This is a genomic window from Massilia scottii, from assembly GCF_030846495.1.
Classification (GTDB): domain Bacteria; phylum Pseudomonadota; class Gammaproteobacteria; order Burkholderiales; family Burkholderiaceae_D; genus Telluria_A; species Telluria_A violaceinigra.
The window spans coordinates 14328-27067 of record NZ_JAVCWM010000004.1; the positions used below are offsets into that span (position 1 = coordinate 14328).

The following is a 12740-nucleotide window of genomic DNA, read 5'->3' on the forward strand; positions in this document are numbered from 1 at the left end:
GCCCGCGCTGCTACTCGCCGCTGTCGCCCAGGGCCGCGAGGCGCTCCTTGAGGGCCTGGTTCTCGGCGCTCAAGGCGTCGACCTTGCCGCGCAGGGTAGCTACCTGGGCGCGCAGTTCGGTCTCGGCATCGGCTGCCGGCTCTTTCGGCGGACGGCTCGATGCCTTTTGCTCGCGCACCTGGCGCGCTGCCTGCTGCAGTTCCTTGCGTCCGCCGGCGACGGCCGCGATCTGCACCGACTCGGGCAGCGAGGCCACGTTGGCGGCGGCGTTGATCGAGATGGTCCCCGAGCGCACCGCTTCGACCAGCTGCGGCGTGGCCGCCTTCTGTATGCGTTCGATCTGGCTGATGGTATTGCTCGACACGCGCGCAGCCTTGGCCACGTCTTCACGCGTGTTCCAGGGCGGCGATTCGGGCACCCTCGGCGCATCCGGCGCTTCCTGCGTGGTTTCCTTCTGCGCCACGCGGGCGGCGACGATATCCTTCTTGCGCAGGGCGAGCACGCCGCGCTGGTAGTCCGACACGCTGCGGCGCGCCAGGTGGTTATCGATCATCCACAGCATCACGTCGTCGAGCGTGGCGAAGGTCGCGTTCTGCACGGTTTTGAATTCGATGTGGTGCTTCTGGCAGATTTCGTAGCGATTGTGGCCGTCGATGAGCACATCGTTCCACAGAACCAGGGCGTCGCGGCAGCCCTCGGCCAGCAGGCTGCGTTCGAGCGCGGCGTATTCGTTGGCGGTGAGCGGGTCGATGAAGGAACGCAGTTCCTCGTTGATAGTGATGTTCAATTCGTGTCCTTGTAAGTACTGCGGCGGCCGGACTGCGGCGCGCCGCCACGAATGCTACACCATCCCGTGAGCGAGGGGAATGCGGACCGGATCGTTCAGGATCTGGGGGCGTCGGCCAGCTGTGCGCAGTACCAGCGTCGCGCGACGGCGGCGATCGGCTCGCCCAGCTTGCGCGGGTCAAAACCGTTCGCAGCGATCGTGTCCGCTTCCTCCTTCATCACGTCGCCGACCACCCAGCGAATGAAATCGGCCATGCCGGACATGTCGAACGGCTTGCGCTGCTCGTGAATGAGGTTGTGCAGCCCCTGGCTCAGGCGCGCCTCGCTCACTGCCATGGCGACGAAGTCCGACGTTTTGGCGATCTTTTCGACGCTGACGGCCGCCAGCTTCGTCACGCGCGAGGCGGAATGCTTCTGGCCCTTGACCTTGAACCAGTAGTCCGAGCCCGGTTCATCGAGGCATCGCCATACGACGCCCTCGCCCACGCCCTCCCGGCCGAGCGCCAGTCCTGCCGGGCAGCGCAGCTCGACGGCGCGGGTGATGTCACCCAACATGCCCTGGGCCAGGGCGGGCTGCGCAAAGTCGATCACCATGTCGTACTGGGGAAAGTCGGCGATGCTGCGAATACGCGCCGCCTCGCTGATCAGGCAGTCCAATGTATCGACGTCGTACCAGTTGCCGTCGATCCACACCGCGAAAATGACGAACATGGTTGGCAGTCCGGTCAGGGCGACTTTGTTCTGGATCGTGCCGCCGCACCACTCGCCGTACAGGACGATCTGCGTGTCTGGCGAAGGCGACACCTGCGCCTGTGCCGCGATGAGGACGGCGATACGCCGCAGCTCGTCCATGTGCCCGCTCATATGGGCATGGAAGCCGAAGTTGTCGTCCTCCAGCGTCAGCACGCGCTCGCGCGACTGGAAGCCGATGCCGTTCGGCCCGAATACGACAGCGGCATTACTGCCATGCAGCTTCACCGAACCGCGAAAACGCAGAGCCGGAACAGGGCGCCGGTTGTCGTAGACCGGCTCGCCGGCCGCATCGAGCCCGACAAAGTGGGCCTTGTTGTGCACGTTCCGGATGACATCACGAAACTGCTTAATCGATGGGAATGGGATCATTATTGTTTTTACACCAACGGATAGTTCGAAGTCGACGTCGGGCGACAGCACAGCTCACGACGGACGGCGCCGGCGCGGCGCATCGGTCAGGGATAAAAAGGAGATTTTGCGGAACAGACCTGCATTTGCGGAAAAGGTGGCGGGGCTTTGAAGCCTTCAAAACCCCGCCATTGCTGGTGCCCGGAGCCGGAATCGAACCGGCACGCCCTTACGAGCACGAGATTTTAAGTCTCGGGTGTCTACCAGTTTCACCATCCGGGCAGCGGGCGAGATTCTAGCACAGGATGTGGTCGATACGGCCACTTTTACCGGGGAATGGGCTGGCAATGCGTTCGCGTCACCGGCAGCAGTTGTCCAATCACCGTGGGCCTGAGCGGCAAATGTGCACTCGGCGGGAAAATTTCACGCTTACGTCAATACATAGTTATATAATATGCAAGTCATCTGATAACATACAATTTATCTTTGAATAACAATAGAGAGACAAATGACCAATTTCATTCGCAAAACCTTGATTGCCAGCGCCACTGCCTTGCTGGCCTGTGGCGCTTCAACACAGGTGCTCGCCGCCGATTGGCCGAGCGGTTATACGAAGTGCGCCGCCGAGAAGGAAACCTGTGTTGTCGGCGCCAGCAAGCGCTCCGTCTCTTACGGCGCCAGTAACAAGTGGGTCACCAAGAGCCTGTCCGGCAATGTAGCGTGCACCAACGCGACGTTTGGCGATCCGATCGTGGGCAAAAAGAAGTATTGTGCGATTGGTCCGGTAACGCCGACGCCAACTCCGACACCAACACCGACGCCGACTCCAACGCCTACACCAACTCCGACTCCTACACCGACCCCAACGCCGGTCGTCGACGCAGGCACCACGACGACCGTCTGGGCCACAGGCTGCGACACCGGCAAGCCCGCCACCACACCCGGCACCTGGACGGCGGGCGGCCCCTCGCCCGACCGCGCCAACTACCGGCTGGTCAAGGAGTCGGCGCACTTTGCCTTCTATTCCGACGAAACGGTGTCCGACGCCGACCTCAATCTGGCGGTGACCACGCTGGAAAACACGGTGTGGCAGAATCTCTTCAACAGCAACCTGTTCATGCCCGAGCCGTTCTACAACACGGCCAACAAGATCAAGCCCTCGATCCACATCCATTCAACCGACGGCCTGACCGCCGGTGGCTGGGCGCGCGACCGGGTCGGCATGTGGATCGGACCTGGCGCCTTGAAAGAACACTGGGGCCTGACCCACGAATTCACCCACGCCTGGCAGTTCTGGATGGCCTACAACGGCGGCCTTGGCTGCCCGGACTCGAACACCTGCGGCTGGATCGCCGAGAGCCACGCGAACTACACGCCGCACCAGCTCCCTGAATACAAGAACGAGGCCCACTGCTCCGAGATGCTGGTCAATGCGCCGCACCTGTACCTCGGATCGACCCGCGACCGCTACTGCAACTGGCAGTTCATGGAGTACCTGAAGGACAAGCAGTGCCCGGCCGCGACCAACCAGATCTTCACCACCCCGGGCCCGGACCCGTTCACCAACATCCAGAAGTCGCACGGATGGAGCATCTCGCAGCTCAACGACTTCTTCGGCGACTGGGCCATGCACAACGTGACCTGGGACTACAAGTCCACGCCCGACGCCTTCCGCAACGCCTACGGCAATATCACCCAGACCGACAAGTCCGAGCGCTTGCACCGCCTGATGCCGCTCGAATCGCTCGACACCAACTGGAGCAGCAACCGCCGCTTCGTCTCGCCGCACTACGGCGCGCCGCAGCGCTTCGGCTACAACGTGGTGCGCCTGTACCCGGCCAGCGGCGCGACCACCGTCACCGTCAAGTTCCGCGGCGTGAACCAGCCAGGGTCGGACGCCGATTTCCGCTGGGGCCTGGTGGCCACCAACGCGCAGTTCACCGCGCCGCGCTACAGCGCCTTGCAAAAGGGCCTGGACGCCAACCTGACCTACAAGGTCAATGCGGGCGAGCCGCTGTTCCTGGTGGTGACGGCCACGCCGGCGGTGTTCAAGACCATCGTCGCCGAACAGGAGTACGGGACCATCTGGCGCTACCCCTACATGATCGAACTGGCCAACGCCTGGCCGCAGGGATTCCAGAACGGCCAGCGCGACCCCTGCCCATCGGGCACGGCGCGCCACGCCAACGGCGGCGGCTGCGCGCCGTCCACGACCCCGGCGAGCGTCTATGTCGGCCCGTATGCCACGGTACTTGCTGGGAATTCGGTGACGGGCAACGCCCGCATTGAAGACCAGGCCATCATTGCCAACGGCACGGTATCGGGTGGGACGGTGGGCGGCTTGAGCGTGATCGGCGAGAGGGGCAACAATGGCGACAACGCGTTTATCGTGGGTGGCTCGGCGCAGGTGCGCACCACGTTCTATCCGCTCGGCTTCTTCGAGCGCGCCCAGGTCGCATCCGGCACCTTGAACCTGTACGGCGATGTGGAGTACCGTGGGACGGGCCTCAATCTGAGCTCAGGGAACCGGTCGGGCTTCGTCGACGCCACGTCCACCGTGGGGTCGGCTACCGACATCAACACCAAGGCCCGGCCGGTCTGGCGGCCATGATCGGCAGCGTGCGGCAACGCTGATGGGTTCCCGGTCTCACCGCCGCTTGTGAACGGTGAGACCGGAGCAAAGCAGCTCAGGCCCGACGGCGGTCAAACTTTGCTCATGGAGCTAGCTTCCCGGGCGATATATTCCTCGACCGCCGTTTGTGCATTGCGACCGGAAGACTCGGTCTGTTTCTGGTGCAAAGCCACCGCTTTATTCTTGCGGCCCTCCGCAATCAATTTTTTTACGTCCGGCGACAAGTCCAGTGCCGTCTTATCCACCGGAAGAGTCAACAATAGCGTCTCGACCTTTTTCAGCCGCTCCGTTAGCGCCCCAACCCGCGACAACAGGAGTATTACTCCGATAAGAATCGTCATGTTGAGCATGTAATCTAAGTCAGTCGCAGACATCGTTCGCCTCCTCAAAAAAAACTGCGGGAAATGTATGCATTCCGATTTCCCGCTAGAAGTTAAGGTTCAGGATATTTATTTTGCACTGAGCAGGCGCCAACCAGCGTAGCCGGCGCACCCGGCAAGTGCTATGACACTGAGGGGACTTATTGCGAACGCCGCGCCGACCGCCATCGTACCCCAGGTTGAGGTAAAAGCGGCGGCACCGATGCCTGCGCCAAGGCCGAATGCAGCCGCACTCTCTTTCGCTGTTCCACCAGAAACCAACTCGACTTCGTTACGAGATAATTCTTGCATATGGCACCCTGTAAAGTGAGAACGACGGTTTGTGTGAAGATCTACTTTGATGAGAAAAGCAATCCCGACCTGGTTTTTCATCCGAAACAGATAAACGTCGAAATTTCTTTCTCAATAAATGGATATTACCCACGCAAAAACGACTTAGCTATTTGAAATTAATTTCATTGTGATAATAATCAACGCGATGAAAATCAAACATGCCAAATATTTCGGTATCTTTTTCAAATTGCACGATAGTGTAGTCCGTATGGTGGCGACGTGCACGGCCATGACATCGGCTTCCCGTTCCGCGACCATCTGCAGGCGTCACGGTTGAACTGGCGAAGGATCAACAACAAAAACTTCCGCCGACTCTTTGCACTTTCACGATCCCCGCCAGCCCATGATCAATGTCATCCCAACATAGTTGTTGAACTTACTCAATTGTTGAGCTAGCATGGCCTCGCCCTTTTCTGAAATTTTACTACGCGATTTTTGCAGGGGCTGACAAGCAGCACGAGGACCACACTCGCGCGCACACGATAACAAGAACGAGACAGTCCGATGCACACAGCCATGAACACGACGGAGATCTTTCTCCTCGCGATGCTCCTTATTTTCTCCATTCCCTACCTCGTCTGGCGCGTCTTCAAGACCGATTACTACGCCCCCCTGGTAGTGGTGCAGATCATCACCGGCGTGCTGCTCGGGCCGGGCGTGATGGGGGCGATTTATCCGGATTACTACAAATTCATCGTCAACCCTTCCGTCATGCTGGCCATGAACGGGATCGCGTGGTGGGCAGTGATGATCTTCGTGATGATCGCCGGCATCGAGCTCGACCTCAAGCAAGCCTGGGCGCACCGCCGCGAAACCACCATCACATCAAGCCTGGCGCTGGGCGTGCCGCTGCTCTTCGGCGCGGCGGTCGCGGCCGGGATGCTCGGCTACGCCGGCTGGATCGGGCCCAAGGCGATGACCTGGCAGTTCGTGGTCGGCGTCGGCATGGCCTGCGCCGTCACGGCGCTGCCGATCCTGATCCTGCTGATGGAAAAGCTCGACATCCTGCGCCAGCCGATCGGCCAGCGCATCCTGCGTTACGCCAGCCTGGACGACATCGCCATCTGGGGCGTGCTGGCCCTGATCCTGCTCGACTGGGACCGGGTCGGGCGCCAGCTCGGCTTTTTGCTCGCCTTCGGCATCGCCACGGTCGGCTACCGCCGCCTGATGGTCTGGCTGCAGGAACGCGACCGCTGGTACGTCGGCCTGATCTGGCTTGCGCTGTGCGGCTTCGGCGCCGACTGGGCCGGCCTGCACTTCATGGTCGGCGCCTTCCTGGCCGGCGCGGTGATGGACGCGCACTGGTTCGATCAGGAAAAAATGGACCTGATGCGCCACCACGTGCTGCTGGCGATCATGCCCGTTTACTTCCTCAGCACCGGCCTGCGCACCAACTGGGACATGGGCAGCGCCGCGGTTTTCGTCGCCGCCGGCGTGCTGCTGGTGGCCTCGGTCGGCGGCAAACTGATTGGCGCCCATATCGCAGGGCGCATCCTCAAATGGAAAAAGGGCGAAGCGGGCATCATCGGCTGGCTGCTGCAGACCAAGGCGCTGATCATGATCATCTTCGTCAACATCCTGCTCGACAAACAGATCATCACCAGCGAAACCTTCACCGCCCTGCTCCTGATGGCGATCGCCAGCACCATGCTGACGGTGCCGGTGGTCTACCCGCGTCTGCAGCGGATGAAGGAAATCATCTTCCGCACCACCTAATTTCCCAACCGGGGTCGGAGCTCTGACTCGACACATTTCCCGCACGACGACGAACAATCCGGGCTTTCCCCAAATTTTGTTCAATCAATGGCCGTCACGCCTCACAAAAACGGGATTCATTGTCGATTCTGCAATCAATTGCTAATCAGAGCTCTGACCCCGGTTGGGCGGCGTTGGCTTGTAAGCGGGCACGCACGCATGGCCGGACACGCGAGTTGGCGCGCCGTAGCAAGGCAATGCATCGATGTCGGCAATAAATGACCAGAACCACGCGATGCCGCTGGGAACGCCAGCCGGGGAAATATGATTTATGATGCAGCACTTCCCCCACGTCGCCCCGCCTGGCCCTGGCCGCACCATGAAACTTTATGAAGCGCTCGCGCGCGATATCTCCGACTCGATCCTCAGCGGCGTACTGCAGCCGGGCGACCGCTTGCCGTCGGTACGCAAGACCAGCGCCAGCCGCGGCGTGAGCCCGGCCACCGTGTTCGAAGCCTATTACACGCTGGAGGCCCAGGGCCTGGTGCAGGCCCGCGAGCGCTCGGGTTACTTCGTCAGCGTCGGCGCCACGCGCCTGCCGCCGGAACCGGATACGGCCTCGCGTCCGGCCGAAGATGCGCTGCCGATCGCCATGAGCGAACGCGTGTTCGACCTGCTCGAAACCACCATGCGGCGCGATGTGGTGCCGTTCGGCTCGGCCTTTCCCAGCCCGCTGCTGTTCCCGCTGGCGCGCCTGGCGCGGGTGATGAGCACCAGCGTGCAGCAGCTCGACCCGTGGGCCAGCGTCGACGATCTCACGCCGGGCAACGCGCGCCTGCGGCGCCAGATCTCGCTGCGCTACCTGATCGACGGGATGACCGTGCACGCCGACGATATCGTCGTCACCAACGGCGCGCTGGAAGCATTGAGCCTGTGCCTGATGGCGGTGGCGCGCCCGGGCGACGCGGTGCTGATCGAGTCGCCCGCCTTTTACGGCTCGCTGCAGGCGATCGAGCGCCAGGGCCTGGAGGCGATCGCGGTGCCGACCCACCCGCGCGACGGCATGGACCTGGCCGCGGCCGAACGCGCGCTCGAACGGCACCGCCCCAAAGCCTGCTGGCTGATGACGAATTTCCAGAATCCCCTCGGCAGCCTGATGCCCGACGAGAAAAAGCGCGACCTGGTGCGCCTGCTGGCGCGCTACCAGGTGCCGCTGATCGAGGATGATGTCTTCGGCGAGCTCTATTTCGGCGACAAGCGCCCGCTGCCGGCCAAGGCCTTCGATACCGAGGGCCTGGTGATGCACTGTTCGTCGTTCTCGAAATGCCTGGCGCCCGGCTACCGGGTCGGCTGGGTGGCGGGCGGACGCTTCACGCGCCAGCTGGCGCGCCAGAAGCTGGCCAGCACCCTGACCACCTGCGCCCCGGCCCAGGGCGCGCTGGCGCTGTACCTGGAAAAAGGTGGCTACGACCGCCATCTGCGCCTGCTGCGCCACACGCTGGCCTCGCAGCAGGCACTGTTCATGGAAGCAGTGCGGCGCCACTTCCCCGAGGGCACGCGCGTCACGCGGCCCAAGGGCGGCTATCTGTTATGGCTGGAGCTGCCGGGCGGGGTCGATGCGCTGGCGGTGCACGCGGCCGCGCTGGCGCAGGGTATCAGCGTCGCGCCGGGGCCGATCTTTTCGCCGCAGCCGGGGTTTGAAAACTGCCTGCGCCTGAACTACGGCCATGCGTGGGACGCGCGCGCCGAGGCGGCACTGGCCACCGTCGGCCGCATCGTGCAGGCGCAGCTGGCGCAACAGAACGCTTAGTCGCGCCCTTCCCTGGTCTGCTGCAGGGTAAAACCGCTCAGGCGCGGCACCGCCGCCGCCAGCTAAATCAGGCCGACGAACATGTCGACGCTGGCCAGCGCGCGCATGCGCCGTAAGCGGAATCACGTCGCCGATGCCGCTGCTCGAGAGCAGCGCGAAGCTGAGGTAATCGAGTTCGTCCAGGTGCACGCATCGGCCGCGTTGACGGCGGCCGCGTAGGTCCCGGGATGCATGGCCGGGAGCGCGGCGAACGCGGACTACGATGCCTCAGGAAGCCAGCGCCAGCGGCTCCTGGTCCGCGGCCTCGGCCGCCGGCACGGGTTTGAGCAGCAACAGCTGCCCTTCCAGCACCCGGAACACCAGCGGCGCGTCCAGATGCGTCACCTCGCCATCGATGGCGACCTTGATCCGGCGCCGCCCAACCAGCCCGCGCTGCTTGACCGTCATGCTGGTCAGGCCGAAGGCGTGCAGATTGGGCGCGTCGCCCAGGCGCCCGAGCGCGCCGCGCAGCAGCAGCGCCAGCATGCCGAACTTGCCCACCACCTGGGGCGCCAGCGCGGCCAGCTTGCCATCCTCGATGCGCTCGGCCAGCGGCGCGATGCCGACCTGCTCCATCTGCAAACGGTTGTTGCCGACGAACAGGGTGGAGGTGCGCAGGGTGCGCATCTTGCCGTTGAGCTCGACGGTGATGTGCAAATGCCGGTAGGAACCGAGCACCGTCTTGAGGGCCGACAGCAGGGCCACCAGCCGGCTGCGTCCGTACTGTTTCTTGTCGATCTCGCGCTCTTCGAGCAGCTTGGGATACAGGCCGATGCTGGCGTTGACCAGGAATACCTTGTCGTTGACCAGCCCCACCTGCACCGGCTCCACGCGCGCCGTCAGCAGCGCCTGCACGGCCTCGGCCAGGTCTTCGGGAATCTGGTGGGTGCGGCCGAAATAGTTGAAGGTGCCCTGCGGCAGCACGCCGAACTGGCATCCGCTGTCCACCGCCGCGCGCGCGACGGTGTTGATGGTGCCGTCCCCGCCTGCGGCGACCAGCACGCCACCGGTGTCGCGCGCGCGCGCGGCCATGTGCTTGGCGATGCCGGCCAGCTCGCCGGCCTGCTCGAGCACGGCCAGTTCAAACTCGCGCCCGGCGCCGGTGAGCAGGTCTTCGATGGTGGTACGCTGGAGTTCGGTTTCCGCGTGACCAGATCCGGCATTGAGAATGATAAAAAGCGGCGCGGGCATGGGGCTGACAATGAAATGAACGATGCCAAACTTTACCATCGGGCCTGCGATGTTGCGCTTTCGATACGCCAAATGGCGCGCCGCGCGCGCGCCCTTACCCACCTCGCATGCGCGCCGTCAGCCGTGCACTCCCGCCGCGACCGGCTTCGCCTGGGTGGCGCCGGCAGCCGGCTTGATCCGGGCCAGCACACCGATCAGCTCGGCCGTGTTGGCCGGCTTGACGAAATAATGGTCGAAACCGGCCTGCACCGCGCTGGCCTTGTCGTATTTGTTGCCGTAGCCGGTCACGGCGATCAGGGTGGCGGCGCGCGCGTGCGTGCTGGTCCTGAGCCGGCGCGCCAGTTCGTTGCCGTCCATGCCGGGCAGGCCGATATCGAGCAGGCAGGCGTCCGGCCCGAAGCTGCCCACGCTTTCCAGCGCCCGATGCGGATCGTGCTCGACCATCACCACGTGGCCGGCCGACTCCAGCACCATGGCCATGGCGTTCGCGGCATCCTTGTTGTCGTCGACCAGCATCAGGCGCAGCCCTTCGCCCGCATGGTAGCCGGGTCCGCGCCCGGAAGCGCCGGCCCCGCTGGGCGCGGCGTGCTTTTGCAGGTACACCGAGAAGGTCGCGCCCTCCCCCAGTCCCGGGCTGGCCGCCGTCACATGGCCGCCATGCAGCGATACCAGGCTGCGCACCAGCGCCAGCCCCAGGCCCAGCCCGCCCTGGGAACGGTCGGACGAGCGTTTTTCTTGGGTGAACAGGTCGAAGATGTGCGGCATCAGCACGGCATCGAGGCCAATGCCGTTGTCACGCACGTGCAGCTCGACCGTGTCGGCCTGATGGCTGATCTCGAGCATGATGCGCCCGCCCGGCTGCGTGTACTTGGCCGCGTTGTGCAGCAGGTTGGTCAGCACCTGCACCAGCCGCTTGCGGTCGCCCCACACGGCCACCTCGCCCTCGCCCGGCACGTCGAGGCTGAGCACGTGGCCGCGCTCGGCAATGAGCGGCTGGGTTTGCTCTACCGATTCCAGCACCACCTGGTGCAGGTCGATCAGCTGCTTGTCGAGCACCACCAGCCCCGTGTTCACGCGCGACACGTCCAGCAGATCATTGATGAGGCTAGTCATATGGTTGACCTGGCGCTCGATGATGACGCTCGACATCTTCACGCGCGAGGCATTGTCTGGCGCCATGGCCAGCAAATGCGCGGCCGAACGGATCGGCGCGAGCGGATTGCGCAGCTCGTGCGACAGCATCGCCAGGAATTCATCCTTGTGGCGCCCCGCTTCGCGCAACGATTCCTCGGCGCGCTTGCGGGCGCTGACATCGATCGACACGCCGCGTATGCAGCGCGCATGGCCGGCGTGATCGGGCACCACGGTGGCGTACACCTGCAGCCAGACAGTCTGGCCATTGTCGGGCCGGCGCAGGCGCACCACCTCGCCGTAGCTCCCATTCGATTTGATCGCCTCGCTGCGCGCAAGTTCCATCCTTTGCAGATCGGCGGGATCGAGAAAATCCCACAGGCTGCGCATGTCGGTCCAGTTTTCGCCGAACAGTTCGGGCGCGTTATCGGAAAACAAGACCTCATTGCTGGCCAGGTCCCAGTCCCACACCACCATGCGCGCCACTTTCATGCCTTCCTTCAGGCGCAGTTCGCTGCGCTGCAGCGCCTGGCGCGCCATGGTGCGGTCGGTGACATCGAAACCCTGCACGAAAATGCCGCTCACGCTGCCGTCTTCGATGATCGGCTGGTACACGAAGTCGATATAGGCCTGGATCGGCGCGCTGTCGGGCGCCATGCGCAGTTCGATGCGCAGGTCGCCCGCCTTGTACGGCTTGCCGCTGGCATACACCGCGTCGAGCAGCTCGAAAAATCCCTGGCCGACGACGTCCGGCAGGGCCTCGCGCACGGTCTTGCCGATCAGCGGACGCGCGCCCACCAGGCGCAGGTAGGCCGAGTTGGCAAATTCAAAGACATGCTCCGGCCCGCGCAGGATGCACATGAAGCCGTGCGCCTGCTCGAACAGCGAACGCAGGCGCGTGGTTTCGGCTTCGCGCTGCTCGCGCAGGGCCTGTTCGGCGCGCAGCCGCTGTCCGGTCTGGATGGCTTCGAGCCGCTGCGCCTGCTCGCGCTGGGCGATCTGTTCGGTCAGGGCCAGGTTCATCCGTTCCAGCGCCGCCTTGGCATTGTGCTGGGCCGTGACGTCGTTGCACACCACCAACACGCCGTGCACGCCATCGTGGTCTTCGATCGGGCTGTAGCCGTACGTCCACCAGACATCCTCGCGCTTGCCGTGGCGCGTGACCGGCACCAGCTGGTCTTCATGCCAGGTGCTGCCGTTGCCGGCCATGACCATCTCGATCTGCGGGCCGATGATGGGCCAGATTTCTTCCCAGCAATCGCGCCCGCGCTGGCCCAGCGCGCCCGGATGGCGCTCCGGACCCATGGTCAGCCGGTAGGCGTCGTTGTAGAACTGCACCAGCTCGCCGCCCCACCACAGGAACATCGGATGGCGGGAGGTGAGGATCAGGCGGATCGTGCTTTTGAGCAACGTCGGCCAGTGTTCGGGGGGACCGAGGGGAGTGGTGCTCCAGTCCTTGACGCGCATCAGGGCGCCGAGTTCTCCGCCGTTGGAGAGAAAATCAAATGTCAGACGCATCCAGTGCCCGGTTGTTGTCGCCGAAAATGAAGCACGCGCACGGCAAAGCGTTAGCGCATGCGTAATCGTATCATTATGTAACGACATGCGACGTACGGTTTGTCCAGCGTCGGCGGATGACAAC

General features: G+C 63.7%; 10 protein-coding genes and 1 tRNA gene. 4 read left to right on the plus strand and 7 right to left on the minus strand.

From position 1 onward, the window contains the following. Positions 1-10 precede the first annotated feature (10 nt). The 3 genes from RBA41_RS06170 to RBA41_RS06180 all read right to left on the minus strand — a co-directional run bounded on the left by RBA41_RS06170 (position 11) and on the right by RBA41_RS06180 (position 2169). On the minus strand, positions 11-787 hold the full coding sequence (locus RBA41_RS06170) for a hypothetical protein (protein WP_306622102.1): 777 nt from the start codon (positions 785-787) through the stop codon (positions 11-13). Positions 788-882: 95 nt separating this feature from the next. After that, positions 883-1908: an RNA ligase family protein gene (locus tag RBA41_RS06175; RefSeq protein WP_306622104.1), complete on the minus strand. Its 1026-nt coding sequence runs from the start codon at positions 1906-1908 to the stop codon at positions 883-885. 174 nt (positions 1909-2082) lie between these two features. Next, positions 2083-2169 (minus strand) — tRNA-Leu (locus tag RBA41_RS06180). Positions 2170-2395: 226 nt separating this feature from the next. Here RBA41_RS06180 and RBA41_RS06185 point away from each other — a divergent pair. Next, on the plus strand, positions 2396-4498 hold the full coding sequence (locus tag RBA41_RS06185) for a DUF6055 domain-containing protein (RefSeq protein WP_306622106.1): 2103 nt from the start codon (positions 2396-2398) through the stop codon (positions 4496-4498). 92 nt (positions 4499-4590) lie between these two features. On the opposite strand, the gene RBA41_RS06190 is transcribed toward RBA41_RS06185, so the two are convergent. Together RBA41_RS06190 and RBA41_RS06195 are read right to left on the minus strand one after the other, a co-directional pair. Continuing rightward, positions 4591-4893 (minus strand): hypothetical protein, encoded by a 303-nt coding sequence (locus RBA41_RS06190; protein WP_306622108.1) that lies wholly within the window; start codon positions 4891-4893, stop codon positions 4591-4593. Between the two features lie 75 nt (positions 4894-4968). Then, a complete protein-coding gene (locus RBA41_RS06195; RefSeq protein WP_306622110.1) occupies positions 4969-5271 on the minus strand; it encodes a hypothetical protein in 303 nt (100 codons plus the stop codon). Between the two features lie 477 nt (positions 5272-5748). On the opposite strand from RBA41_RS06195, the gene RBA41_RS06200 reads away from it, so the two are divergent. The 3 genes from RBA41_RS06200 to RBA41_RS06210 all read left to right on the plus strand — a co-directional run bounded on the left by RBA41_RS06200 (position 5749) and on the right by RBA41_RS06210 (position 8956). Further along, positions 5749-6948 carry a cation:proton antiporter gene (locus RBA41_RS06200; RefSeq protein WP_306622112.1) on the plus strand — a complete coding sequence of 400 codons (1200 nt, stop codon included), beginning with the start codon at positions 5749-5751 and terminating at the stop codon, positions 6946-6948. A gap of 358 nt (positions 6949-7306) precedes the next feature. Further along, entirely contained in the window at positions 7307-8737 is a 1431-nt protein-coding gene (locus RBA41_RS06205; protein ID WP_306622114.1) for an aminotransferase-like domain-containing protein, read from the plus strand. An 81-nt stretch (positions 8738-8818) separates the two neighbouring features. Next, entirely contained in the window at positions 8819-8956 is a 138-nt protein-coding gene (locus tag RBA41_RS06210; protein ID WP_306622116.1) for a hypothetical protein, read from the plus strand. A 48-nt stretch (positions 8957-9004) separates the two neighbouring features. On the opposite strand, the gene RBA41_RS06215 is transcribed toward RBA41_RS06210, so the two are convergent. Both RBA41_RS06215 and RBA41_RS06220 read right to left on the minus strand, forming a co-directional pair. After that, positions 9005-9967 carry a diacylglycerol/lipid kinase family protein gene (locus RBA41_RS06215; RefSeq protein WP_306622118.1) on the minus strand — a complete coding sequence of 321 codons (963 nt, stop codon included), beginning with the start codon at positions 9965-9967 and terminating at the stop codon, positions 9005-9007. A 117-nt stretch (positions 9968-10084) separates the two neighbouring features. After that, positions 10085-12616: a hybrid sensor histidine kinase/response regulator gene (locus RBA41_RS06220; protein ID WP_306622120.1), complete on the minus strand. Its 2532-nt coding sequence runs from the start codon at positions 12614-12616 to the stop codon at positions 10085-10087. Positions 12617-12740 lie beyond the last annotated feature (124 nt).

Coding starts and splice junctions, on each gene's coding strand:
- RBA41_RS06190 (WP_306622108.1), bottom strand. CDS start 4,893: ATGTCTGCGACTGACTTAGATTACATGCTCAACATGACGATTCTTATC.
- RBA41_RS06205 (WP_306622114.1), top strand. CDS start 7,307: ATGAAACTTTATGAAGCGCTCGCGCGCGATATCTCCGACTCGATCCTC.
- RBA41_RS06185 (WP_306622106.1), top strand. CDS start 2,396: ATGACCAATTTCATTCGCAAAACCTTGATTGCCAGCGCCACTGCCTTG.
- RBA41_RS06210 (WP_306622116.1), top strand. CDS start 8,819: ATGTCGACGCTGGCCAGCGCGCGCATGCGCCGTAAGCGGAATCACGTC.
- RBA41_RS06220 (WP_306622120.1), bottom strand. CDS start 12,616: ATGCGTCTGACATTTGATTTTCTCTCCAACGGCGGAGAACTCGGCGCC.
- RBA41_RS06200 (WP_306622112.1), top strand. CDS start 5,749: ATGAACACGACGGAGATCTTTCTCCTCGCGATGCTCCTTATTTTCTCC.
- RBA41_RS06215 (WP_306622118.1), bottom strand. CDS start 9,967: ATGCCCGCGCCGCTTTTTATCATTCTCAATGCCGGATCTGGTCACGCG.
- RBA41_RS06175 (WP_306622104.1), bottom strand. CDS start 1,908: ATGATCCCATTCCCATCGATTAAGCAGTTTCGTGATGTCATCCGGAAC.
- RBA41_RS06195 (WP_306622110.1), bottom strand. CDS start 5,271: ATGAAAAACCAGGTCGGGATTGCTTTTCTCATCAAAGTAGATCTTCAC.